The 22,943-nt window shown below is 63.3% G+C and carries 32 protein-coding genes and 1 pseudogene; 1 reads left to right on the top strand and 32 read right to left on the bottom strand.

Going from position 1 to position 22,943, the window contains the following annotated elements; genetic code table 11:
* Positions 1 to 97 precede the first annotated feature (97 nt).
* From LZ496_RS11875 to LZ496_RS11860, 4 genes are all read right to left on the bottom strand, one after another.
* Positions 98 to 859 carry an OmpA family protein gene (locus LZ496_RS11875; protein WP_249904887.1) on the bottom strand — a complete coding sequence of 254 codons (762 nt, stop codon included), beginning with the start codon at positions 857 to 859 and terminating at the stop codon, positions 98 to 100.
* A 148-nt stretch (positions 860 to 1,007) separates the two neighbouring features.
* Positions 1,008 to 2,111 carry an AI-2E family transporter gene (locus tag LZ496_RS11870; protein ID WP_249904886.1) on the bottom strand — a complete coding sequence of 368 codons (1,104 nt, stop codon included), beginning with the start codon at positions 2,109 to 2,111 and terminating at the stop codon, positions 1,008 to 1,010.
* A gap of 82 nt (positions 2,112 to 2,193) precedes the next feature.
* A complete protein-coding gene (locus tag LZ496_RS11865; protein ID WP_249904885.1) occupies positions 2,194 to 3,612 on the bottom strand; it encodes an FAD-binding oxidoreductase in 1,419 nt (472 codons plus the stop codon).
* Complete coding sequence (locus tag LZ496_RS11860) at positions 3,609 to 4,934, bottom strand: metal-dependent hydrolase family protein (protein WP_249904884.1); 1,326 nt, start codon at positions 4,932 to 4,934, stop codon at positions 3,609 to 3,611. The genes LZ496_RS11865 and LZ496_RS11860 overlap by 4 nt, the downstream gene beginning before the upstream one ends.
* Before the next feature lie 47 nt (positions 4,935 to 4,981).
* On the opposite strand from LZ496_RS11860, the gene LZ496_RS11855 reads away from it, so the two are divergent.
* Positions 4,982 to 5,473: a dihydrofolate reductase gene (locus LZ496_RS11855; protein WP_249904883.1), complete on the top strand. Its 492-nt coding sequence runs from the start codon at positions 4,982 to 4,984 to the stop codon at positions 5,471 to 5,473.
* Between the two features lie 4 nt (positions 5,474 to 5,477).
* Here the strand turns inward: LZ496_RS11855 and LZ496_RS11850 are convergent, their stop codons facing one another.
* The 28 genes and pseudogenes from LZ496_RS11850 to rpsL form a co-directional block, all read right to left on the bottom strand.
* Positions 5,478 to 5,990, bottom strand: a complete 513-nt coding sequence (locus tag LZ496_RS11850) for an SRPBCC family protein (protein WP_249904882.1) — start codon at positions 5,988 to 5,990, stop codon at positions 5,478 to 5,480.
* Positions 5,991 to 6,113: 123 nt separating this feature from the next.
* Positions 6,114 to 6,758, bottom strand: coding sequence for an adenylate kinase (locus tag LZ496_RS11845; protein WP_249904881.1), 645 nt, complete (start codon positions 6,756 to 6,758; stop codon positions 6,114 to 6,116).
* Positions 6,759 to 6,789: 31 nt separating this feature from the next.
* On the bottom strand, positions 6,790 to 8,160 hold the full coding sequence (gene secY / locus LZ496_RS11840) for a preprotein translocase subunit SecY (protein ID WP_249904880.1): 1,371 nt from the start codon (positions 8,158 to 8,160) through the stop codon (positions 6,790 to 6,792).
* 104 nt (positions 8,161 to 8,264) lie between these two features.
* Positions 8,265 to 8,807 carry a 50S ribosomal protein L15 gene (rplO, locus tag LZ496_RS11835; protein ID WP_249904956.1) on the bottom strand — a complete coding sequence of 181 codons (543 nt, stop codon included), beginning with the start codon at positions 8,805 to 8,807 and terminating at the stop codon, positions 8,265 to 8,267.
* Positions 8,808 to 8,887: 80 nt separating this feature from the next.
* Positions 8,888 to 9,064 (bottom strand): 50S ribosomal protein L30, encoded by a 177-nt coding sequence (rpmD, locus tag LZ496_RS11830; protein ID WP_037499835.1) that lies wholly within the window; start codon positions 9,062 to 9,064, stop codon positions 8,888 to 8,890.
* Positions 9,065 to 9,070: 6 nt separating this feature from the next.
* Entirely contained in the window at positions 9,071 to 9,805 is a 735-nt protein-coding gene (rpsE, locus tag LZ496_RS11825; protein WP_249904879.1) for a 30S ribosomal protein S5, read from the bottom strand.
* On the bottom strand, positions 9,806 to 10,159 hold the full coding sequence (gene rplR / locus LZ496_RS11820; protein ID WP_249904878.1) for a 50S ribosomal protein L18: 354 nt from the start codon (positions 10,157 to 10,159) through the stop codon (positions 9,806 to 9,808).
* 3 nt (positions 10,160 to 10,162) lie between these two features.
* A complete protein-coding gene (gene rplF, locus LZ496_RS11815) occupies positions 10,163 to 10,699 on the bottom strand; it encodes a 50S ribosomal protein L6 (protein WP_249904877.1) in 537 nt (178 codons plus the stop codon).
* On the bottom strand, positions 10,699 to 11,094 hold the full coding sequence (gene rpsH, locus LZ496_RS11810; RefSeq protein WP_249904876.1) for a 30S ribosomal protein S8: 396 nt from the start codon (positions 11,092 to 11,094) through the stop codon (positions 10,699 to 10,701). The genes rplF and rpsH overlap by 1 nt, the downstream gene beginning before the upstream one ends.
* A gap of 9 nt (positions 11,095 to 11,103) precedes the next feature.
* On the bottom strand, positions 11,104 to 11,409 hold the full coding sequence (gene rpsN, locus LZ496_RS11805) for a 30S ribosomal protein S14 (protein ID WP_249904875.1): 306 nt from the start codon (positions 11,407 to 11,409) through the stop codon (positions 11,104 to 11,106).
* 23 nt (positions 11,410 to 11,432) lie between these two features.
* Positions 11,433 to 12,011 (bottom strand): 50S ribosomal protein L5, encoded by a 579-nt coding sequence (gene rplE, locus LZ496_RS11800; protein WP_249904874.1) that lies wholly within the window; start codon positions 12,009 to 12,011, stop codon positions 11,433 to 11,435.
* On the bottom strand, positions 12,004 to 12,324 hold the full coding sequence (gene rplX / locus LZ496_RS11795; RefSeq protein ID WP_249904873.1) for a 50S ribosomal protein L24: 321 nt from the start codon (positions 12,322 to 12,324) through the stop codon (positions 12,004 to 12,006). Before rplX ends, rplE begins: the two co-directional genes overlap by 8 nt.
* On the bottom strand, positions 12,324 to 12,692 hold the full coding sequence (gene rplN, locus LZ496_RS11790) for a 50S ribosomal protein L14 (RefSeq protein ID WP_249904872.1): 369 nt from the start codon (positions 12,690 to 12,692) through the stop codon (positions 12,324 to 12,326). Before rplN ends, rplX begins: the two co-directional genes overlap by 1 nt.
* A 120-nt stretch (positions 12,693 to 12,812) precedes the next feature.
* A pseudogene (gene rpsQ, locus LZ496_RS11785) lies at positions 12,813 to 13,058 on the bottom strand (30S ribosomal protein S17); the annotation flags it as partial.
* Positions 13,059 to 13,070: 12 nt separating this feature from the next.
* Positions 13,071 to 13,277: a 50S ribosomal protein L29 gene (gene rpmC, locus LZ496_RS11780; protein ID WP_249904870.1), complete on the bottom strand. Its 207-nt coding sequence runs from the start codon at positions 13,275 to 13,277 to the stop codon at positions 13,071 to 13,073.
* Positions 13,278 to 13,279: 2 nt separating this feature from the next.
* Positions 13,280 to 13,711, bottom strand: coding sequence for a 50S ribosomal protein L16 (rplP, locus tag LZ496_RS11775; protein WP_249904869.1), 432 nt, complete (start codon positions 13,709 to 13,711; stop codon positions 13,280 to 13,282).
* 12 nt (positions 13,712 to 13,723) lie between these two features.
* Positions 13,724 to 14,431: a 30S ribosomal protein S3 gene (rpsC, locus tag LZ496_RS11770; protein ID WP_249904868.1), complete on the bottom strand. Its 708-nt coding sequence runs from the start codon at positions 14,429 to 14,431 to the stop codon at positions 13,724 to 13,726.
* On the bottom strand, positions 14,431 to 14,808 hold the full coding sequence (gene rplV / locus LZ496_RS11765; protein ID WP_249904867.1) for a 50S ribosomal protein L22: 378 nt from the start codon (positions 14,806 to 14,808) through the stop codon (positions 14,431 to 14,433). Before rplV ends, rpsC begins: the two co-directional genes overlap by 1 nt.
* Complete coding sequence (rpsS, locus tag LZ496_RS11760; protein ID WP_249904866.1) at positions 14,808 to 15,083, bottom strand: 30S ribosomal protein S19; 276 nt, start codon at positions 15,081 to 15,083, stop codon at positions 14,808 to 14,810. Before rpsS ends, rplV begins: the two co-directional genes overlap by 1 nt.
* Positions 15,084 to 15,089: 6 nt before the next feature.
* Positions 15,090 to 15,926, bottom strand: a complete 837-nt coding sequence (gene rplB / locus LZ496_RS11755; protein WP_249904865.1) for a 50S ribosomal protein L2 — start codon at positions 15,924 to 15,926, stop codon at positions 15,090 to 15,092.
* A gap of 5 nt (positions 15,927 to 15,931) precedes the next feature.
* Positions 15,932 to 16,249 carry a 50S ribosomal protein L23 gene (locus tag LZ496_RS11750; RefSeq protein ID WP_249904864.1) on the bottom strand — a complete coding sequence of 106 codons (318 nt, stop codon included), beginning with the start codon at positions 16,247 to 16,249 and terminating at the stop codon, positions 15,932 to 15,934.
* Positions 16,242 to 16,871: a 50S ribosomal protein L4 gene (gene rplD, locus LZ496_RS11745; RefSeq protein ID WP_249904863.1), complete on the bottom strand. Its 630-nt coding sequence runs from the start codon at positions 16,869 to 16,871 to the stop codon at positions 16,242 to 16,244. Before rplD ends, LZ496_RS11750 begins: the two co-directional genes overlap by 8 nt.
* Before the next feature lie 3 nt (positions 16,872 to 16,874).
* Entirely contained in the window at positions 16,875 to 17,783 is a 909-nt protein-coding gene (rplC, locus tag LZ496_RS11740) for a 50S ribosomal protein L3 (RefSeq protein WP_249904862.1), read from the bottom strand.
* Between the two features lie 227 nt (positions 17,784 to 18,010).
* Positions 18,011 to 18,322: a 30S ribosomal protein S10 gene (gene rpsJ / locus LZ496_RS11735; protein ID WP_249904955.1), complete on the bottom strand. Its 312-nt coding sequence runs from the start codon at positions 18,320 to 18,322 to the stop codon at positions 18,011 to 18,013.
* Positions 18,323 to 18,493: 171 nt separating this feature from the next.
* Entirely contained in the window at positions 18,494 to 19,684 is a 1,191-nt protein-coding gene (gene tuf, locus LZ496_RS11730) for an elongation factor Tu (RefSeq protein ID WP_249904861.1), read from the bottom strand.
* 73 nt (positions 19,685 to 19,757) lie between these two features.
* A complete protein-coding gene (gene fusA / locus LZ496_RS11725) occupies positions 19,758 to 21,851 on the bottom strand; it encodes an elongation factor G (RefSeq protein ID WP_249904860.1) in 2,094 nt (697 codons plus the stop codon).
* Positions 21,852 to 21,914: 63 nt separating this feature from the next.
* Complete coding sequence (gene rpsG, locus LZ496_RS11720) at positions 21,915 to 22,385, bottom strand: 30S ribosomal protein S7 (protein ID WP_249904859.1); 471 nt, start codon at positions 22,383 to 22,385, stop codon at positions 21,915 to 21,917.
* 59 nt (positions 22,386 to 22,444) lie between these two features.
* Positions 22,445 to 22,816: a 30S ribosomal protein S12 gene (gene rpsL, locus LZ496_RS11715; RefSeq protein WP_114227738.1), complete on the bottom strand. Its 372-nt coding sequence runs from the start codon at positions 22,814 to 22,816 to the stop codon at positions 22,445 to 22,447.
* Between the last annotated feature and the right edge of the window lie 127 nt (positions 22,817 to 22,943).

The raw sequence follows: 22,943 nt of genomic DNA, 5'->3' as shown, positions 1-22,943 counted from the left end.
ACAATGCCTTCTTCACAATCGCTTCCTCATTCTCGGCGCGCCAGCCGATCCCCAGCTTGGGGAAGTCGGCGGAGGACGGCTGGCGCTAGCCCCCGACCTATTGCGTCAGTTGCGTCTTGGGCGTCACCACCCGGACCACGACCCGGCGCGCTTCTTCGTTGTTGGTGGGCGCCGCGATATCGGGCGCCGATCCTTCTTCGCCCATCGCCGATGGGGACAGGACGCGCCCGGGGTTAATCTTACCGGTCTGCCGCAGGTAGTTGCTGACGGCTCCCGCGCGCTTCAGGCTGAGCCGCTCGTTGGCGGCTGCATTGCCCGTCGGGTCGGCGAAACCGAGGATCGAGATCCGGTAATTGCCGAATGACGGAGCCTTTTCAGCCAGCGCCTTGAGGTTCGCCTTGTCAGCGGCGGAAATCGTCGAGCTCCCGACCTTGAAATAGACGGTCGTCTCGTCCTGGATCACATATTCCTGGCCTTCGATGATGGCCTTGCGAAGCTCGGAGAACTGCTCGACCGTGCCAGCCTTGGTGGCGATGGCGGTCCGCCAGTCCTTCTCCTTGAACTTGATGTCCTCGGCCGTGATCGTGCCGCCCTGATTATCGCCCTCGACGGTGAAGATCAGGCCCGGAATGAGGGCACCTGCGTCGCGCGTCTCGCGTTTGGCGATTCCGCTGGTCTGGACGATCTTCGTTTCCGGCGTCAGGACGACCGTCAGCGGTCCTGCCATCGACTTTGCATTGATGGTGTTCCCGCTCACCGATGTGATCACTGCTTCCGTTTTGACCTCTTCAGCAACGGCCGGCACGGCCGCTACTGAAATGAGCAGACCCGCAGCAATGGTTCCAAGCTTGCCCTTCATCATTTCCTCCTAAGACCCCAATTCAAGGCCCGGCCCGCCCCGAATGGGCGAAACCAAGCTGGCGTTGTTCCCGGGATTGGATTGCAACGGAGGTGGAACGGCCACCATCGGGGAAACCCCCGCCTAGCGGCTGGGATGTTTCCCTAGCTCACTTGGTCTTGACGGTTGGGGCCACCCCTTCGGTGCCTGCGACCGGTTTGCCCAGCCATTCGTAGAACAGCACATATCCGACCGCGAGAATGACGGCGCCAATGAACAGCCCGACCAGCCCAAAGGCCATAACGCCGCCAATGACACCCAAAAGGATGATCGGCATCGGTACTTCAAGACCATGACCGATCAGCATCGGCTTCAGGACCGCGTCGCTCACACCGGAAACCAGCGACCAGACCGTGAAAATGATCGCGGGCGTGGTTTCCATGGCCGACCAAGCCCAGGCAATCGCGGGCAAGGTGACGATCAGGACTGGGAATTGGACTATTCCCAGGAAGAAGGCGGCCAAAGACAAGAGGCCCGCTCCCGGCACTCCTCCGACGAAGAAGCCGATTCCGACCAACAGGGCCTGGACGAAGGCTACGCCGATGACGCCATTGGCGACCGATTTGACCGTCGCGGCAATGATATCCATCAAGTGCCTGCCTTGCTGGTCGCTACCAGTCAGACGGGCGAACACGGCGGCGAAGAATGCGCGCAGACTCGCTGCATAAGCGAGGGCCACGGCGGCAAGGATCACAGCCAGAATGAGCGCAAGAACGGCCATCAGGATGCCGCCAGCTTGCGTCAGAAGCCAGCGGGAGAGTTCCTTCACCTGCGTGCCATATTGCTTGATAAATGCCGGGAAATCACTGGCCGCCTGAGCCCAGGCCGCGTGGAGTTTGGGGCCGACGCCGGGCAGGCTCTCCAGCGCAGGAGGTGGCGGCCTGACATGCGCGGTTCCATCCTGGATCGACGATACCAGTGTTGGAATTCCGCTCGCAGCATTCATCGCCGCGATTACCGTCGGGACCAAAATCACCGCCACGATTAATGCACCAAGGAGGGTAGCGGCACGTCCGGGTTTCCAGCCTTTGGCCAGCAACTTGTCCTGTAGGGGGTTGAAGCAGATCGCCAGGATGATCGTCCAAAGCAACAACCCTACGAAAGGCAGCAAAAGCTGAACGCAGAGTGCGATCAGCAGACCTGTGAGAAACAGTGGGAGAAGCAGGTCGATCCAGTTCTTGACCGACTTGATCCCTTCCGGTGCCGTCGCCATTCCCCATCCCCTTTTGCCGCGAGGTTGGACTATTGGATTAGTGATGGCGGGCTTGGCGCAAAATCGGGGGAATCCCCGGGGATCAGATCAGCTTGCCCGGGTTCATGAGTAACTTGGGATCGAGCGCGGCCTTGATAGCCCGCAAATGGCGGACGCGGTCCGGCGCCAGTCGTGCGAGCTCGTCCTTCTTCATTTGGCCGATGCCGTGTTCCGCCGAAATGGAGCCGCCCGCCGCGGTAACCAGGTCATGAACCAGCCGGGAAACGGACGGCCCTTCCCGCTCAAGCCAGTCGGCCCCTCCCCTTGTCCCCGATCGAACGTGAAAGTGGATATTGCCGTCGCCGAGGTGGCCGAAGCCGGAAGCGTGCGTTCCCGGAAACGCCTTTTCCACTTCGGCGGCGGCATCGGCCATGAAGCGGGGCATGGCCTCCACCGGAACAGAAATATCATGCTGTGTCGCCGGGCCGAACGTCGCTCGCTCAGCCTCCGACAGGCTGTCGCGGATCCGCCAGAATGCCTCGGCCTGGGCCTCGCTGGAGGAGATGACTGCGTCGCGGACCAGCCCCTTCTCGATGAGCGGCGACAACAGTCGAGTCAGTAGCTCCTGCGGCTGCTCTTCCTGCGCGGTTTCCGCTGTCGCTTCGACCAGCGCCTGCCACGGAAACTGACCCTCGAGAGGTGCGCGCGTTGCCGGGATATGGCTGAGAACCGCGTTCAGCGATTCCTGCGGCAATATTTCAAAGCCTTCGACCCGGTTCGTCGAGGCTTGAAGCGATTGCAGGACATCCAGCGCCGCTTGCGGACTGTCGAGGCCGAGCCAGGCGATGGCGCGCGAATGGATGGCCGGATAGAGCTTGAGCCGGGCCGCCGTGATGACGCCCAGCGTTCCTTCGGCACCGATCAGCAACTGGTCGAGGCTGTAGCCGCGATTGTCCTTCTTGAGGCCTGACAAGCCGTCATGGATGGTGCCATCGGGCAGCACCGCCTCGATCCCGTCGACCAGACCACGCATCGGTCCGAAGCGGAGGACCTGGGTTCCGCCCGCGTTGGTCGAAATCAGCCCGCCGACAGTGGCGCTGCCCTTCGCGCCCAAGGTCAGCGGGAACCGCAACTGCTCCCCGCCCACGGCTTCATGAAGGTTCTGCAGAACCACGCCGGCCTCAGCCACGACCCGCATGGCCTCCCGGTCGATGAGGCGGATCTGGTTCATCCTCCGCAGGGACAGGATCAGCGCCGATCCGTCGCCTGGAGGCGTCGCGCCGCCAACCATGGAGGTATTTCCCCCCTGGGGAACCAGGGCAACGCCGAGATCGGCGGCCTTCGCGACGATGAGAGCGACCTCTTGAGTGGTTTGGGGCTGGAGGACTGCTGCCGCCCGGCCATGCCACCTGCCCCGCCAATCGGTCAGCCATGGCTCGATATCGGCCGGGTCGGTCAGCACCGCCCGATCGCCGAACCAGGCGCGAACTTCCCCGACCAGGGTTTCTTGCGGGCGGGTCACTGCTTTGGCTTCCAGCGATCGCAGCGTTCGGCAGCATCGTCGCGGTGAACCAGGCGACCGCCCTGTACGACACCGTCGACGCATTGCAGGACCGAGACGTCTTCAAGCGGGTTGCTGCCCACCGCGACCAGGTCGGCCACATGCCCCGGCTTTACCGACCCGAGCTCCGCCTGCCCAAGCGCCTTCGCGGCTTCACTGGTCGCCGAGGCCAGTGCTTGCATCGGAGTCATCCCGAACCGGACCATGTAGCGGAGCTGCCGGGCGTTGAGGCCATGCGGATAGACGCCGGCGTCGGTGCCGTAGGTAATGGGGACGCCAAACTTCACGGCCTTGGCGAAGCCGGCGCGCTGCGTATCCGTGGTTTCGCGATTTTTGCGCAGATATTCGGCCGGCCAGCCGTCGCGGGTGCCGATCTCGTCGATCCAGTCGCCGTTGAAGATATCCATGTCGAGCCAAGTGCCATGTTCCTTGGCCAGCGCCAGCGCCAGCGCCTCGTCATCCGGCAGCGAGGCATGCTCGATGGTCCGCGCGCCGGCCCGGATCGCCGCCTTGATCCCTTCCGCTCCATGGGCGTGGGCGATGCAATATTTGCCAAGCTTGCGCGCCTCGTCGCAGGCCGCCTGGATCATTTCCGGGGTCAGCTCGAGCGCGCCGGGCTCGCTGCCGATCGCAAGCACGGCACCGGTTGCGATCAGCTTGATGAAGTCGGCGCCGCCGCCGATGATCGCCCGTACCCTCGCCCGGGCCTCGTCCGGCGTGCTGGCCTCGCCAATGCGAAATTCGGGGCCGATGACGGTTCCGGCGGGCGCTCCGGTCACCGCTCCGCCGCCGCCCGGCAAGGTGACATAGCCCCCGGAAACGAACATCCGCGGCCCTTCGACTTCTCCGGCGGCGATTGCATCGCGAAGCGCAACGTCAGTCAGGCCGCGATATACTCCAACGTCGCGGACTGTGGTGAAGCCGGCGTGGAGGGTAATGCGCGCCATTTCGGCGCCCTTCAGGATGGTGTCGGCCTCGCTGTGCTTCAGCGGCTCGGCCGGGTCATTGGTCTGGCCGATCCCGTCGGCGATGTGGGTGTGGAGGTCGATCAGGCCGGGCAGCACCCATTTGCCCGACCAGTCGATCAACCCTCCTTCACGCTTTGCGCCGGCCCAGGCCTCGTCACGCACGATCTTGCCGTCGACGAAGGTCAGCAGGCGGTCGTGGGTTACCGTGGTAGAGCCGGGGTCGATCAGGTGGCCTGCGCGCAATTGCAGCGTTTCGGCAGCGGCGGGGACCACGGCGGCGGCGGACAGAAGCATCGCGAGAGCAACACGGATCATCGGTAAAGGCTTTGCAAAGCTGCGCCTAAGAAGGCAAGGGTAACAACATGGCCCGACCGCCCATCACGATCGTGCTCGCCCGCGCCATCAATGGCGTGATTGGCAAGGATAACGACCTTCCCTGGCATATTCCCGGCGACCTCAAGCGGTTCAAGCAGCTGACGATGGGCAGCGCGATGATCATGGGCCGCAAGACATTCGACAGCCTGCCCGGCATCCTTCCGGGACGCAGACACATCGTCATGACTCGCGATGCCGACTGGAATGTCGAAGGCGTCGAGGTGGTACATGACGTCGACAGTGCCATCGCCGCCGCCGGCGAGGAGCCGATCTCGGTGATCGGCGGCGCCGCGATTTTCGAGCTGTTCGAGCCGATCGCCGACAAGATCGAGCTGACGGAAGTCATCGCCGAGGTCGACGGGGATGTGTCGATGCCGGATTTGCGTTCAAGCGAGCGGTGGCTGGAGGTGGCCTATGAAGATCATCTTCCAACCGCCGAGACGCCGGCCTGGCGGACAGTGACGCTGGTCAGGGCCTAGGGGTTCAGGGCTGCCTCAGCGTATCCGGCTTGGGCGCCCCCGCAGCATAGACGCGGTACCGTTTCATCTGATCGCCCAGCACCTGGTCCACGAGCGGAGCCATCGCGCCCGCCCCGCCTTTGGCGAAGCCGGATACCCGATAGTTCATGGTGACGCGCGTCCCTCCGGCAATCCGTTCGAACTTGACGTCCATCACACCGGTCGTCGCTTCAAACAGCAGGGGACCAAGGCTTCCGGTCAAAAGGATACGCTCGCCCGGCTGGACGAAGGTCACGCGCATATGTTCGATGCCGCCACCGCCATCGAGCGGCTCGCAAAAGCAGCTGCCAGCGCGGAGCTGGAGCGTCAGCCTGCTGGCGTCGCCGGAATAGGTGTGCTCGCTGTTCCACCACTGATTGATCCGGCCGAACGAATTATATGCCTCCGCCTGTGGCACGACGAGGTTCACGCTATGCTGGATCTCAAAGCCGTGATCGCTGGCATTCAGCACGGCGGCGGAGGCGGGCGAAGCGGCCATGAGAGCGGGAATCAAAAGGGCTGAACGCATCGCAAGTCCCCCGTCATTGCGAGCGCAGCGAAGCAATCCAGCGCTCTAGCAATGGATTGCCACGGCGCTACGCGCCTCGCAATGACGATTGGTCTAGCTGTCGAGAATGGCGTCGATCGCCGCGGCGACTTCATCGACGCTGGCCATGCCATCTACGCGGCGAACCAGGCCTTTTTCCTCGTAGATCGGCAGGATCGGCGCAGTCTTGGCGCGATACTCGGCCATGCGCGTGCGGACGGTCTGCTCATTATCGTCCGGACGGCGCTTGAATTCATGATGCCCGCAGACGTCGCAGGTTCCATCGACCTTCGGCCGGTGGAATTTATCGTGATAGCCCGCGCCGCAGTTGGCGCAGGTGAAGCGGCCGGTGATACGCTCGACCAGCATTTCCTCGTCGACCACCAGCTCGATCACATGGTTGAGCTTCCGCCCGCGCTCGTCGAGCAGGATCTCCAGCGCTTCGGCCTGATGCTTGGTGCGCGGAAAGCCATCGAAAATCGCGCCGTGGGCACAGCCGCGGTCCAGCCGCTCACCGATAAGCGCCGACACGATGGCGTCGGACACCAGCTCGCCGGCCTCCATCACCGCTTTGGCCTTAAGGCCGGTCGGCGTGCCGTTGGCAACCGCTTCGCGCAGCATGTCGCCGGTCGACATCTGGACCATGCCGCGGTTCTGTTCGAGCCGCTTGGCCTGGGTCCCCTTGCCCGCCCCCGGCGGTCCCAGCAGAATAATGTCCACCAGAAATTCTCCCCTGTGACGTAAGCCCGCCTTAGCGGCGGCGCCCGCCCTTCAACTTCGCCTTCTTGATCAAATCGCCATATTGGTGGGCGATCAAGTGGCTCTGGATCTGGCTGACGGTATCCATGGTCACGTTGACCACGATCAGCAGGCTGGTTCCGCCGAGGTAGAAGGCGATGCCCGCCTGGCTCAGCGCGATCTCAGGGATGAGGCAGATCAGCACGAGATAGGCTGCGCCGATCACCGTAATGCGGTTGAGCAGATAGTCGAAATATTGCTCCGTCGCCTTGCCCGGGCGAATGCCGGGGATGAAGCCGCCGTGGCGCTTCAGGTTCTCGGCCGTCTCTTCCGAATTGAACTGCACCGCCGTGTAGAAGAAACAGAAGAAGATGATGCCGGATGCGTAGAGCGCCAGGTAGAGCGGCGCGCCGTGCTGCAGATAGGTGCTGATGGTGATCAGCCATTCGCCCGACGAGCTGTCCGGATTGGTCGCGCTGCCGCCTGCAAACTGAAGGACGGTCAGCGGCATCAGAAGCAGCGACGAAGCGAAGATCGGTGGGATGACGCCGGCAGTGTTGAGCTTGAGCGGCAGGTGGCTGCGCTCCTGCTGCATCAGGCCGCGAGCTGTCTGGCGCTTCGGATACTGGATCAGCACGCGGCGCTGCGCCCGCTCCATGAAGCAGATGAACAGGACCAGCGCGACGACCGCGATGACGATTCCGAATACGACGATGGGGTCCATGGATCCGGTGCGGCCGCCTTCGAACAGCTGCGCCAGGGTACGCGGGAGCGAGGCGACTATGCCGGCCATGATGATGAGGGAAACACCGTTGCCGATACCGCGGCTGGTGATCTGTTCGCCGATCCACATCAGGAACAAGGTGCCGCCGACGAGGCTGACCGTGGCCGCGACCCGGAACAACAGGCCCGGCTCCACTACCGCGCCAACGCCCTGCGTCGCTGCCAGGCCCTCAAGTCCGACCGCGATGAACCAGCCCTGCACCATGGTGAGAGCAACGGTGAGGTAGCGGGTATATTGGTTCAGCCGTTTGCGGCCAGTCTCGCCTTCCTTCTTCAGCGCCTTCCACGGCTCATAGAGCGAGGCAGCGAGCTGAACGACAATCGATGCCGTGATGTAGGGCATGACGCCAAGCGCGATGATGGACATGCGCTCCAGGCTGCCGCCCGAGAAGGTGTTGAAGAAGTCGAGGACGCCACCTTGCTGCGTCTGGAACAGGCTTGCCAGCGCGCGCGGATCGATGCCCGGAATTGGAACGAAGGAAAGCAACCGGAACAGGACCAGTGCACCGAGGGTGAACCAGAGCCGCTTCTTGAGCTCGGTCGCCTTCGAAAACGTCGAAAGCGAAATATTGGCGGCCAGTTGTTCGGCTGCGGATGCCATCGAATATCCCTAGAAGAAAGTCAGGCGGCGACGGACTATTGCCCCCCGCCGCCCGATATAGTCACTGGAAGCCCGTTGCGAAGCCCCCTTGCCGCAGAAAGCCGTTAAGCCTTCTTCTCGGCCTTGGCGGCGAGCTTTGCGTCGCGGGTCTTGCCCTTCTTGGCAGCAGCCAGGGCAGCAGGATCCTTGCGCTCGATGAGCTCGATGCTTCCGCCAGCCTTTTCGACTGCCTCGCGAGCGCCCTTGGACACGCCGGCAACCTTGAAGCTGGCCTTGGCCTTGAACTCGCCCTTGCCGAGGAGGCGGACGCCGTCCTTGCCGCCACGAGCGAGGCCAGCAGCCTTCAGCGCGTCATGGTCGAGCAGCTTCTTGGCGTCGATCTTGCCGGCGTCGATCAGCTTCTGGACCGCGCCGAGGTTCACCTCGGCATAATCCTTGGCGAAGATGTTGTTGAAGCCACGCTTCGGCAGACGCATGTGGAGCGGCATCTGGCCGCCCTCGAAGCCCTTGATCGAGACGCCCGAGCGGCTCTTCTGGCCCTTCTGGCCGCGGCCCGCGGTCTTGCCCAGGCCCGAACCGATGCCGCGGCCGACGCGAACGCGGCTCTTGCGGGCACCAGGATTGTCGCGGAGTTCGTTGATCTTGATAGTCATGTCTTGCACTCGCTTTCGCTTTTGTCGCGCATGAAACCGGATGGCGGCGCCACCCGGTCTCGATACTCAATTGATTAGTCTTCGACCTTCAGGAGGTGCGCGACCTTGCGCACCTGGCCGAGCACTTCCGGCGTCGCCTCGACCTCAACCGTGCGGTGCATCTTGTTGAGGCCCAGGCCGACGAGGGTCGCCCGCTGGGTCTTGTGACGGCGGATCGGCGATCCGGTCTGGGTGATCTTGATCTTGGCCATCACAAATTACTCCGTGACCGCTTCGGCGGTCGCTTCCGCCTCGGCCTTGTCCATTCCGCCACGGCCGAGAAGGTCAGCAACCTTCTTGCCACGACGCTGGGCGACCGAGCGGGGGCTGGTCTGATCCTTGAGCGCCTCAAAGGTCGCGCGGATCATGTTGTAGGGGTTGGACGTGCCGACCGACTTGGTGACCACGTCGTGGACGCCCAGGCTCTCGAACACGGCGCGCATCGGACCGCCGGCAATGATGCCGGTACCCGCCGGGGCGGTGCGGACCGTAACGCGACCGGCACCGAAGTGGCCGAGGCCGTCATGGTGCAGGGTGCGGCCATCCTTGAGCGGGACGCGGACCATCGCCTTCTTCGCAGCCGCAGTGGCCTTGGAGATGGCTTCCGGCACTTCGCGAGCCTTGCCGTGACCGAAGCCGGCGCGGCCCTTGCCGTCGCCAACCACGACCAGCGCCGCAAAGCCGAAGCGCTTGCCGCCCTTAACCGTCTTCGAGACGCGGTTGATGTGAACCAGCTTCTCGATCAGTTCTTCGCCGGCTTCCTCGTCGCGGTTGCCACGACGATCGTCGCGACGGCCACGGCCGCCACCACGGTTGTCACGGCCGCCGCCACCACGACCACGGCCGCCACGCGGACCGCGACCTTCGCGCGCTTCCGGAGCGGCTGCTGGAGCAGCTTCGGTCGTCGCTTCGGCGGGAGCTTCCACCTGCGGGGTTTCGTTTTCGTCAGCCATTTAGAACTCCAATCCGCCTTCGCGGGCGGCATCGGCCAGGGCCTTCACCCGGCCATGGAACAGGAAGCCGCCACGGTCGAACACGACCGCGGATACGCCCGCCTTCTTGGCGCGCTCGGCCAGGGTCTTGCCGACCGCTGCAGCGACTTCGCGGGTCGCGCCGGTCTTGCCCTTGACGTCCTTGTCCAGGGTCGAAGCCGACACCAGCGTCTTGCCGGCGGCATCGTCGATGACCTGGGCGTAGATGTGCTTGCCCGAGCGGTGAACGCTGAGGCGCGGCTTGCCCGCGGCACGTGCGCGCAGCGCGGTACGAACCCGGCGCTTGCGGCGATCGAAGAGAGAGAGTTTCGCCATGGCTTACTTCTTCTTGCCTTCTTTGCGGAAGATATACTCGCCGCGATACTTGATACCCTTGCCCTTGTAGGGCTCCGGCTTGCGCCAGCGGCGGATTTCGGCGGCCAGCTGACCGACCTTCTGCCGGTCGATGCCGCTGATCTCGACGGTCGTGTTGTCCGGGGTCTTGACCTCAAGCCCTTCCGGAACCGCGACATTGACGTCGTGGCTGTAGCCGAGCTGCAGCTTCAGGTTCTTGCCCTGGGCCTGCGCACGGTAGCCGACGCCGGTGATTTCCAGCACCTTGCTGAAACCGTCGGTGACACCCGTGACCAGGTTCTGGACGTTGGTCCGCTGCATGCCCCACGCGGCGCGGTTGCGCTGCGCGTCGACAAGCGGAGTCACGCGGATTTCGCCTTCGCCGATCTCATACTTCACGAGATCGTCGAGCAGCTTCATCGACAGCGTGCCCTTCGGGCCCTTCACCGTCAGGGTCTGGCCCTCGATGGTCGCGGTGACGCCAGCAGGCGTCACGACCGGCCTTTTACCAATGCGGGACATTAGAATACCTCCGCCAGGACTTCGCCGCCGACATTCTGGTCGCGCGCTTCCGCGTCCGACAGAACGCCGCGAGGCGTCGACACGATGGTGATTCCAAGGCCGTTGCGAATGCGCGGGAGCTCGCGAGCGCCCGAGTAGACGCGGCGGCCCGGCTTCGACACGCGAGCCAAGTGCTGGATCGCGGGTTGGCCTTCGAAATATTTGAGCTCGATGCGCAGGCCCTTCTGGCCAGCAAGCTCTTCTTCGGAATAACCGCGGATATAGCCTTCGCGCTGAAGCACATCGAGCACATGGGCACGAAGCTTCGACGCCGGCGTCAGGATCGAGTCCTTGCGCGCCTGCTGGCCGTTACGGATGCGGGTGAGCATATCACCCAATGGATCGGTCATCGGCATCTTTAGCCCTTACCAGCTCGACTTGGTCAGACCAGGAATCAGGCCTTTGTTGCCCAGTTCCCGAAGCATGATCCGCGACAGGCGGAACTTGCGATAGAAGCCGCGCGAACGACCAGTCAGTTCGCAGCGGTTGCGGATGCGGGTCGGGTTGCCGTTACGCGGCAGCTCGGCCATCTTGAGGCGCGCGATGAGGCGCTCGGTCTCGTCGACCGAGGTATCATTCGCAATCGCCTTGAGCTTCGCACGCTTCGCCGCGGTCTTCGCGACGAGCTTCTTGCGACGCTCGTTCTTGTTCACGGAACTCAGTTTCGCCATGACTTAAGTTCTCCAATAGCCGCTTACGCGGCCACCTTTTCTGCTTCGGCCGGGAAGGGGAAGTTGAAGAGACGCAGCAATTCGCGCGCTTCCTCGTCCGTCTTCGCGGTCGTGGTGATGATGATGTCCATGCCCCGGACCTTTTCGATCTGATCGTAATTGATCTCGGGGAACACGATCTGCTCCTTGAGACCCATCGCATAGTTGCCACGGCCGTCGAACGACTTTGGGTTCAAACCACGGAAGTCGCGGACGCGCGGGAGAGCGATGGTCACCAGGCGGTCGAGGAACTCGAACATGCGTTCGCGGCGCAGGGTAACCTTGCAACCGATCGGCATGCCTTCACGCAACTTGAACTGCGCGATCGACTTCTTCGCCTTGGTGATGACAGGCTTCTGACCCGAGATCTTTTCCATCTCGGCAGCGGCCTGCTCGACCTTCTTCTTGTCCTGGGTCGCCTCGCCGACGCCCATGTTGATGACGATCTTTTCGAGCTTCGGCACTTCAAGAGCGTTCTTGTAGCCGAACTTCTCGGTCATCGCCTTGGCGATGCGGTCGTCATAGTCCTTCTTCAGGCGAGGGGTGTAAGCCTTCTCAGCCATCGATCTTCTCCCCGGACCGCGCAGCAACGCGGACCTTCTTGTCGCCGACCAGCTCGAAGCGGACGCGGGTTGCCTTGCCATCCTTCGGGTCGGCGATCGCGACCTTTGAGATGTGCATCGGCGCTTCCTTGCGCTCCAGGCCACCCTGCGGGTTCAGCTGGGTCGGCTTGCGGTGGCGCGTCGCGACGTTGACGCCGGACACGGTAACCTTGCCTTCCTTCGGCGACGACGAAATGACTTCGCCGGTCTTGCCCTTGTCGCGGCCCGACAGGACTACGACCTTGTCACCCTTGCGGATCTTCGCGGCCGACATCACAGCACCTCCGGCGCGAGCGAAATGATCTTCATGTGCTTCTTCGCGCGCAGCTCACGAACCACCGGCCCGAAAATACGGGTGCCGATCGGCTCTTCGTTCTTGTTCACCAGCACTGCCGCGTTGCTGTCGAAACGGATCACCGAGCCGTCGGGACGGCGGATGTCCTTCGCGGTACGAACGATCACCGCACGGTGAACGTCGCCCTTCTTCACGCGGCCGCGCGGAGCGGCTTCCTTGACGCTGACGACGATGATGTCGCCGACGCCGGCAGTACGGCGCTTCGAGCCGCCCAGCACCTTGATGCACTGGACGCGCTTCGCGCCGCTGTTGTCCGCAACCTCGAGGTTGGACTGCATCTGGATCATGAGTTCAGTCCTTCCTTAAGCTTCGGCTGCTTCCGGCTCGGCTTTCGCCTTGCCCTTCGCTGCCTTGGTTGCCTTCGCCGGCTTCTCCGGAACGTCGCCTTCGATCATCTCGGCGACTTCCGCAGGGGCGGCGCCGACGCGATCGAGAACGGTCCAGCTCTTCAGCTTCGAAATCGGCGCGCATTCCTGAATGCGAACCTGCTCGCCCGCCTTGAAGGCATTGCCTTCGTCGTGGGCATGGTACTTCTTCGACAGCTTGATGATCTTGCCGTACAGCGGGTGCTTCACCCGACGTTCGACACGGACCACCACCGTCTTGTCACCCTTGTCCGACACCACGGTGCCAGTGAGGACGCGCTTCGGCATCTCAAATACTCCTTACGCCTTGGCCGCTTCGCTTGCGCGAACGGTCTGCAGCGTCTTGATCCGGGCAATAGTGCGACGAACTTCGCGCACCCGGCTCGGCTTCTCGAGCTGGTTGGTGGCGGCCTGGAAGCGCAGGTTGAACTGCTCGCGCTTCAGATCCGACAGCTGGGTTGCCAGCTGATCGTCGGTCTTGACCGTCAGGTTATCCTTCTTGGCCACGATTAGTCCTCCTCAGCCAGCGATTCACCCAGGCGGGCGACGACCTTGACCTTGATCGGCAGCTTTTCGGCTGCACGCTCGAAGGCGGTCTTGGCGAGATGGCCGGGAACACCGTCCAGCTCGAACAGGATGCGACCCGGCTTCACGCGGGCGACCCAGAATTCCGGCGAACCCTTACCCGAGCCCATGCGGACTTCGGCGGGCTTCGACGACACGGGGACGTCCGGGAAAATGCGGATCCACAAGCGGCCCTGACGACGGATGTGACGCGTGATCGCGCGGCGAGCCGCTTCGATCTGGCGCGCGGTGATCCGCTCCGGCTCCATGGCCTTCAGGCCAAAGGCGCCGAAGTTCAGCTCGGTGCCACCCTTGGCATTGCCATGGATGCGGCCCTTGAAGGCCTTGCGGAACTTGGTGCGTTTCGGTTGCAGCATCTCTACAGTTCCTTAGCGGCGATCTTCGCGCGCCGGGCGAACGCCCGAAGTCTGCGCTTCCATCATGAGACGATCCTGCGCGAGCGGGTCATGGCCGAGAATCTCGCCCTTGAAGACCCACACCTTGACGCCGCAGACACCGTAAGCGGTGTGTGCCTGCGCCTCGGCATAGTCGACGTTGCCGCGCAGCGTGTGCAGCGGAACGCGACCCTCACGGTACCATTCGGTGCGGGCGATTTCCGCGCCACCCAGACGGCCCGAGCAGGTGATACGAATGCCCTCGGCGCCGAGGCGGAGAGCCGACTGCACGGCGCGCTTCATCGCGCGGCGGAAAGCCACGCGGCGCTCGAGCTGGTCAGCGACGCCCTGTGCGACGAGACGCGCATCGATCTCCGGCTTGCGGATTTCGACGATGTTGAGGCTCACTTCCGAACCGGTCATCTTCGAAAGCTGCTTCTTCAGCTTCTCGATGTCCGAGCCCTTCTTGCCGATGATGACGCCCGGACGGGCGGCATAGATCGACACGCGGCACAGCTTGGCCGGACGCTCGATGACCACCTTCGAGATCGCGGCCTGCGGCAGCGTCTTGAAGATGAACTGGCGGATCTTGAGATCCTCGAGCAGCAGGCGGCCGTAGTCCTGGCCTTCCGCGAACCAGCGGCTGTCCCAGGTACGGTTGATCTGCAGGCGCAGACCGACGGGAGACGATTTCTGACCCATTACGCTTCTTCCTGCTCGCGAACGACGACGCGGAGGCGGCTGAACGGCTTCTCGATACGGGTCGAGCGGCCGCGGGCGCGGGTCGCGAAACGCTTCATGGTGATCGACTTGCCAACCGAAGCCTCGCTGACGATCAAAGCATCGACGTCGAGGTTGTGGTTGTTCTCGGCATTGGCAACCGCCGAGGCGAGCACCTTGTACACATCCTCGCTCATCCCCTTCGGAGAGAACTTCAGGATGTTGAGGGCTTCCTCGACCTTGCGGCCGCGGATGAGACCGGCAACCAGGTTGAGCTTGCGAGCGGAACCACGGATCATGGTGCCGACCGCCAGCGCTTCCTTATCGCCGACCTTACGGGGGCTCACGGGCTTCGACATTAGCGCTTACCCTTCTTGTCGGAAGCGTGACCCGGGAAGAAGCGCGTAGGCGCAAATTCACCGAGCTTCATGCCAACCATGTCCTCGTTGACGGACACCGGCACGAACTTGCGGCCGTTGTAGACGTTGAAGGTCAGGCCAACGAACTGCGGCAGGATGGTCGAACGACGCGACCAGGTCTTGATCGGCGCACGACCGCCCTTGTCCTGAGCGGCTTCCGCCTTCTTCAGGAGCGACAGTTCGACGAACGGACCTTTCCAGATGGAACGAGCCATTTTCGATTAGCCCTTCTTCTTCGCGTGACGCGACCGGATGATAAACTTGTCGGTCGCCTTGTTGTGACGGGTGCGAGCACCCTTGGTCGGCTTGCCCCAGGGGGTAACCGGGTGACGTCCGCCCGAAGTCCGGCCTTCACCACCGCCATGCGGGTGGTCGACCGGGTTCTTGGCGACACCGCGGGTCAGCGGACGCTTGCCCATCCAGCGGGTGCGACCGGCCTTGCCGAAGTTCTGGTTCTGGTTGTCGGGGTTCGAAACCGCGCCAACCGTCGCCATGCAGTCCGAGCGGACATAGCGCTGCTCGCCCGAGTTCAGGCGAACGATGACCATGCCCTTGTCGCGGCCCACGACCTGCACATAGGTGCCGGCGGCGCGAGCGATCTGACCGCCCTTGCCAGGCTTCAGCTCGACATTGTGGACGATGGTGCCGACCGGCATCTGGCCGATCTCCATCGCGTTGCCGGGCTTCACGTCGACCTTCTTGCCAGCCACGACCTTGTCGCCGGGCGCGAGACGCTGCGGCGCGAGGATGTAGGCCTGCTCACCACCCTCGTAGGTGATGAGGGCGATGAAGGCCGAGCGGTTCGGGTCATACTCGATACGCTCGACAGTCGCCGTGACGTCCCAGGTGCGACGCTTGAAGTCGACAATCCGGTACTTCTGCTTGTGACCGCCGGCGATACCGCGCGACGTGACATGACCCTTGTTGTTACGGCCACCCGTCTTGCGCTTGCCTTCGGTCAAAGCCTTGACTGGCTTGCCCTTCCACAGCGACGATTTGTCGACAAGGATCAGGCCGCGGCGGGCCGGACTCGTCGGCTTATATTGCTTGAGTGCCATGATCCTTAGATCCCGCTCGTGATGTCGATCGACTGGCCTTCGGCCAGCGTCACGATCGCTTTCTTGACGTCCGAACGCTTGTAGGGAGCACCCTTCCAGCGCTTGGACTTGCCCTTCTGGACGATGGTGTTGACGCCGGTCACCTTGACGTTGAACAGCGCTTCCACCGCCGCCTTGATTTCAGGCTTCGATGCAGTGCCGGCGACCTTGAACACCACCGCGTTATTTTCCGACAGCATGGTCGACTTTTCGGTGATGTGCGGCGCAAGCACGATGTCGTAGTGACGGTTTTCGACCGTCGTGGTGGCAGGCTTCTTAGCCATTGAACCGGGCCTCCAGCTTTTCGACCGCGGCGCGGGTCAGGACCAGCGTCTCGTGGCGCATGATGTCGTACACATTGGCACCGACCGCCGGCATGAGGTTGAGCCCCTGCAGGTTGGCCGAAGCGTGGGCGAAGCCGACGTTCAGCGCGTCGCCGTCGATGACCAGCGCGGTCTTGCCGAAGCCCAGCTTGCTGAGCTTCGCCTGGAGCGCCTTGGTCTTCGCGTCCGTGCCCATGTCGAGGTTGTCGAGAACGATCAGCTGACCGCCCTGCGCCTTCGCCGACAGAGCCATCTTCAGGCCGAGCGCACGAACCTTCTTGTTGAGGCTCGAAGTGAAGACGCGGGCCCGCGGACCGTGCGCCTTGCCGCCGCCGATGAAGATCGGAGCGCGGCGATCGCCGTGACGAGCCGTACCGCCGCCCTTCTGGCGACCGAACTTCTTGCCGGTGCGGGCGACGTCCGAACGCTCACGAGCAGCGCGCGCCGGGGCGCGGCGGTTGATGAGCTGCCACGTAACAACGCGGTGCAGGATGTCGGCGCGCGGCTCGACGCCGAAAACGGCATCGTCGAGCTGGATGTCGCCGCCAGCCTTGGCGTCGAGGGTCTGAACCTTGACCTTCATCGCTTAGCCTTCCTTGCTCTCGTCGGCTGCCGGCTTGTCGCCTTCAGCGTCGGAGTTCTGAGTTTCAGTTGCTTCGGCTTCCGCCTCGGCAGCAGCAGCTTCGGCCTCAATAGCGCCAGCTTCCTGCTCGGCGGCAATCGCCTTCACTTCTTCATCGCTCGGCAGAGCCGGGATCTCGTGAACCGCTGCGTCATCGACGAAGCCCGCCGGAGCGTGCTCGACTTCGAGTTCGACACCCTGGACGACCAGGCCGGCCGGATAAGGAGCGCGCTCGTCGAGCGGCAGCTTGATCGCGTCGGAAACGGTCAGCCAGCTGCCCTTGTGGCCCGGAACCGAGCCCTTGACGAACAGGAGGCCGCGAGCGCCGTCCGTGCGAACGATCTCGAGGTTCTGCTGGGTGCGGTTGCGGGCGCCCATGTGGCCGGCCATCTTCTTGTTCTTGAAGACGCGGCCCGGATCCTGGCGGTTACCGGTCGAACCGTGCGAACGGTGCGAGACCGAGACGCCGTGGGTAGCGCGCAGACCGCCGAAACCCCAACGCTTCATGGCGCCGGCGAAGCCCTTGCCCTGAGTGACGCCCGAAATGTCGACATACTGGCCGGCAACGAAGTGATCCGCGCTGATCGTCGCGCCGACGTCGAGGAGCGCATCCTCGGCAACGCGGAATTCGACCACGCGAGCCTTCGGCTCGACCTGGGCCTTGCCGAACGCGACGCGCTGCGGCTTGGCGACATTCTTTGCCTTGGCCGTGCCAGCACCAAGCTGCACAGCGGTGTAACCGTCGCGATCCATCTCGCGGCGGCCAATGACCTGAACATCCTCCAGCTGGAGGACGGTCACGGGCACGTGGCGCCCGTCCGCCTGGAACAGGCGGGTCATTCCCATCTTCTTAGCGATCACGCCAGTGCGCATGATCCACACTCCTACAGAGGCCCCTCCTAGAAAGGGGCGTGCGGCCCATGAAACAATGCGTGCCCCGCTTGGGCCATTCCCACGCGGAAGCGCGGGATGCGGGGGACGCAGTCCGGAATGGCTTATGGCCGTTCCGCGGTATCCCTTGATCCGATGTCGATCCTGGAAGGTTCGACTAGGTCCTTAAGTCAGGACCAGCGGCCGAATCTGGCCGCGGTGCCAGCCCCTTAGGCCAGCCTGATCTCTACGTCTACACCCGCGGCGAGATCGAGCTTCATTAAAGCGTCGACCGTCTGCGGCGTCGGCTGGACGATGTCCAGGAGCCGCTTGTAGGTGCGGACCTCAAACTGCTCGCGCGACTTCTTGTCGATGTGCGGCGAGCGGTTCACGGTGAACTTCTCGATGCGCGTCGGCAGCGGAATGGGACCGCGAATGAGTGCACCCGTACGCCGTGCGGTGTCGGCGATGTCCCCAGTAGCCTGATCGAGCACGCGATGGTCGAAAGCCTTGAGACGAATCCGGATGTTTTGCGTTTCCATGTCCACTTACCGATGCGAAAGAGCCTGAGCGCCGCCTTCCAGGAAGGCATTGCCCTTACATAAAAAGCCAAGCGCGACACTGGCCGTTCGGCCGACGCCGCGCTTAACGAAAAAACTGGTTGCGGGCCGTGCTATCTCGCTTGCGGAGAATCGCGCGGCCCGCGCCCTATATTACTTCGAGATCGAACCGACAACCCCTGCGCCGACGGTCCGGCCACCTTCGCGGATTGCGAAGCGCAGGCCCTGGTCCATGGCGATCGGAGCGATCAGCTTCACGCCGAGGGTGACGTTGTCGCCCGGCATGACCATCTCGGTGCCTTCCGGAAGCACTACTTCGCCCGTCACGTCGGTCGTGCGGAAGTAGAACTGCGGACGGTAGTTGGCGAAGAACGGCGTGTGACGGCCGCCCTCGTCCTTCGACAGGACGTAAACTTCGGCCGAGAAGTCCGTGTGCGGCTTGATGGAGCCGGGCTTGCACAGAACTTGACCACGCTCAACGTCTTCACGGCCGACGCCGCGGATCAGCGCGCCGATGTTGTCGCCGGCCTGGCCCTGATCGAGCAGCTTGCGGAACATTTCGACGCCGGTGACGACCGTCTTCTGGGTGTCGCGGATGCCGACGATTTCGACTTCGTCGCCAACCTTGCAGATGCCGGTTTCGACGCGGCCGGTCACGACAGTGCCGCGGCCCGAGATCGAGAACACGTCTTCGATCGGCATCAGGAACGGCTTGTCCAGCGGACGCTCCGGCTGCGGGATCCACTCGTCGACAGCAGCCATCAGCTTCAGGATCGCCTGCTTGCCGATTTCGTCATTGCTGTCTTCGAGGGCGGCGAGAGCCGAACCCGCGATGATCGGAATATTGTCGCCGTCGAAATCACGCTTCGAAAGCTCTTCGCGGATTTCCAGTTCGACCAGCTCGAGCAGCTCGGGATCGTCAACCTGGTCGACCTTGTTCAGGAAGACGACCATGGTCGGAACGCCGACCTGCTTGGCGAGCAGGATGTGCTCCTTGGTCTGCGGCATCGGGCCGTCAGCGGCGGACACGACGAGGATCGCGCCGTCCATCTGCGCGGCGCCGGTGATCATGTTCTTCACATAGTCGGCGTGGCCCGGGCAATCGACGTGCGCATAGTGGCGCGCGCCGGTCTCATACTCGACGTGAGCGGTCGAGATGGTGATGCCGCGCTCGCGCTCTTCCGGAGCCTTATCGATGTTCGCATAATCGACGAAGGTCGCGCCGCCGGTCTCAGCCAGGACCTTGGTGATCGCTGCGGTCAGCGAGGTCTTGCCGTGGTCGACGTGACCGATGGTGCCGATGTTGCAATGCGGCTTATTCCGCTCGAATTTTGCCTTCGCCATTTTACGCCTCTTCTTCGTTTAAATTCCGGGCGGCCCGCCCAGTGCGAGCGCGCCCATAGCCACAATTTTTCGGTTACGCCAGCTTCGCCTTCACTTCGTCGGCGACATTCTGCGGCACCTCATCATAGTGCGAGAACTGCATCGAGTATTGTGCCCGGCCCTGGGTGAACGAGCGCAGCTGGTTCACATAGCCGAACATGTTCGCCAGCGGGACCATTGCCTCGACTGCCTGCGCGTTGCCGCGCGTGTCGGTGCCCTGGATCTGGCCACGACGCGAGTTCAGGTCGCCGATGACGTCGCCGAGGTAATCCTCGGGAGTCACGACTTCAACCTTCATCACCGGCTCGAGCAGCGTGATGCCCGACTTCTGTGCCACTTCGCGCATCGCGCCGCGGGCAGTGATTTCGAACGCCAGCGCCGACGAGTCGACGTCATGGTACGCACCGTCATACAGCACGATCTCGAAGTCGATGATCGGGAAGCCGACCAGCGAACCGGTGGCTGCCGTCTCGCGGAAGCCCTTTTCGATCGCGGGGATATATTCCTTGGGAATATTACCGCCCTTGATCTCGTCCTTGAAGATGATGCCAGCGCCGCGCTCGCCCGGCGTGACCTTCACCTTCACGCGGCCGAACTGGCCGGTACCACCCGACTGCTTCTTGTGCGTGTAGTCGATGTCGACGGGCTTCTTCAGATATTCGCGATACGCGACCTGCGGAGCACCGACATTGGCCTCGACCTTGAACTCGCGCTTCATGCGGTCGACCAGGATCTCGAGGTGGAGTTCGCCCATCCCCTTGATGATGGTCTGACCCGACTCATGGTCGGTCGTGACACGGAACGAGGGATCCTCGGCGGCCAGTCGGTTGAGGGCGATGCCCATCTTTTCCTGGTCAGCCTTGGTCTTCGGCTCGACGGCAACCTCGATAACCGGTTCCGGGAACTCCATGCGCTCCAGGATGATCGGCTTCGCCGGATCGCACAGCGTGTCGCCGGTCGTCGTTTCCTTGAGGCCCGCGATGGCGACGATGTCGCCGGCGCGTGCTTCTTCGATGTCCTCACGGCTGTTCGCATGCATGAGGAGCATACGGCCGATCTTTTCCTTCTTGTCCTTGACCGAATTGAGCACGGTGCCCTTGGTCAAAGTGCCCGAATAGATGCGGGCGAAGGTGAGCGAACCGACGAACGGGTCGTTCATGATCTTGAACGCCAGCGCCGAGAAGGCTTCGCCGTCGTCGGCCTTGCGGGTGTCCGGAGTCTCGCCGTCCAGCTTCACGCCTTCGACCGGCGGAATGTCCAGCGGCGACGGGAGATAGTCGACCACGGCGTCGAGCAGCGGCTGGACACCCTTGTTCTTGAACGCCGAGCCGCAAAGGACCGGCACGAACGAGAAGTTGAGCGTGCCCTTGCGGATCAGCTTCTTCAGGGTCGCGACGTCCGGCTCATTGCCTTCCAGATAGGCTTCCATGACATGGTCGTCCTGTTCGACGGCCATTTCGATCAGTTCCTGGCGAGCGGTCGCAGCAGCGTCAGCAAGGTCGGCCGGAATCTCTTCATAGACGAACTTCGCGCCCAAGCTCTCGTCGAGCCAGATGATCGCGCGGTTCTCGACCAGGTCGACCAGGCCCTTGAAGCCACCCTCGATGCCGATCGGGAGATACAGCACCGCCGGACGGGCGCCGAGGCGGTCCTTGATCATGTCGACGCAGCGCTCGAACGAAGCGCCGGTGCGGTCCAGCTTGTTGACGAAGCACATGCGCGGAACGCGATACTTCTCGGCCTGCCGCCACACGGTTTCCGACTGCGGCTCAACGCCGGCGACGCCGTCGAAGCATGCGACCGCGCCGTCGAGCACGCGAAGCGAACGCTCGACTTCGATGGTGAAGTCGACGTGGCCCGGGGTGTCGATGATGTTGATCCGGTGCTCGGGGCCCTTGCCATCTTCGGCAGCCCAGAAACAGGTGGTCGCGGCGGAGGTGATCGTGATGCCACGCTCCTGCTCCTGCTCCATCCAGTCCATGGTGGCGGTGCCTTCGTGCACTTCGCCGATCTTGTAGGACTTGCCGGTGTAATAGAGGATGCGCTCGGTCGTCGTCGTCTTGCCGGCGTCGATGTGGGCCATGATGCCGATGTTGCGGTAGCGGTCGAGCGGATGGCTGCGGGCCATTTCAGATTCCTTAGTGTTGCAGGGGGTCGGCCGGGCCGATCCCCCTGAATATAGGTACGGTTTTTACCAGCGGTAGTGCGAGAAGGCGCGGTTCGCTTCCGCCATGCGGTGCGTGTCTTCGCGCTTCTTCACCGCGTTTCCGCGGTTCTGCGACGCGTCCATCAGCTCACCCGACAGACGGCCGGCCATGGTCTTCTCCGAACGCGAACGCGCGGCCGAGATCAGCCAGCGGATCGCGAGGGCCTGGGCGCGCTCGGTGCGAACTTCGACCGGGACCTGGTAGGTCGCACCGCCGACGCGGCGGCTGCGGACTTCGATGCCGGGCTTCACATTGTTGAGCGCATCGTGAAAGACCTGGAGGGGATCCTTCTTCAGACGCTGCTCGACATTGTCGAGGGCGCCGTAAACGATGCTCTCGGCGACCGACTTCTTGCCGTCGAGCATGACCGAATTCATGAACTTCGACAGAACGATATCCCCGAACTTCGGATCGGGAAGAATGACGCGCTTTTCTGGGCGACGACGACGGGACATTGGAAAATCCTTTCAGAGCGGTGCGCCTGCACAGCGGGCGGCGCGACCGACGAACCAGCTTATTTCGGGCGCTTGGCGCCGTACTTCGAACGGGACTGCTTGCGGTCCTTCACGCCCTGCGTGTCGAGGACGCCGCGAAGCACGTGGTAACGCACACCCGGAAGGTCGCGCACACGGCCGCCGCGGATGAGCACAACCGAGTGCTCCTGCAGGTTGTGGCCCTCACCCGGAATGTAGCTGATGACCTCGCGGCTGTTGGTCAGGCGGACCTTGGCGACCTTGCGCAGCGCCGAGTTCGGCTTCTTCGGGGTAGTGGTATAGACACGGGTGCAGACGCCGCGCTTCTGCGGGTTCTGCTCCATCGCAGGGACCTTCGACTTGGCCTTCTGCGGTTCGCGACCCTTGCGGATCAGCTGGTTAATCGTCGGCATGAAGCCTTCACCTTTCGTTGCCGGAAATCCGGCGGTTACTTTGCGCAACGCAAAAGCGTGAACACCTGGCAGCCCCAGGGCCACCCGGCCTTCACGTCGTTGAGCAATGTTCAGCTCTGCCCGGAGG

It is taken from the genome of Sphingomonas caseinilytica (assembly GCF_023516455.1).
In the GTDB taxonomy this organism is placed as follows: domain Bacteria; phylum Pseudomonadota; class Alphaproteobacteria; order Sphingomonadales; family Sphingomonadaceae; genus Sphingomicrobium; species Sphingomicrobium caseinilyticum.
The sequence above is the reverse complement of the archived record's forward strand: the minus strand, read 5'-3'. Positions and strand labels throughout refer to the sequence as shown.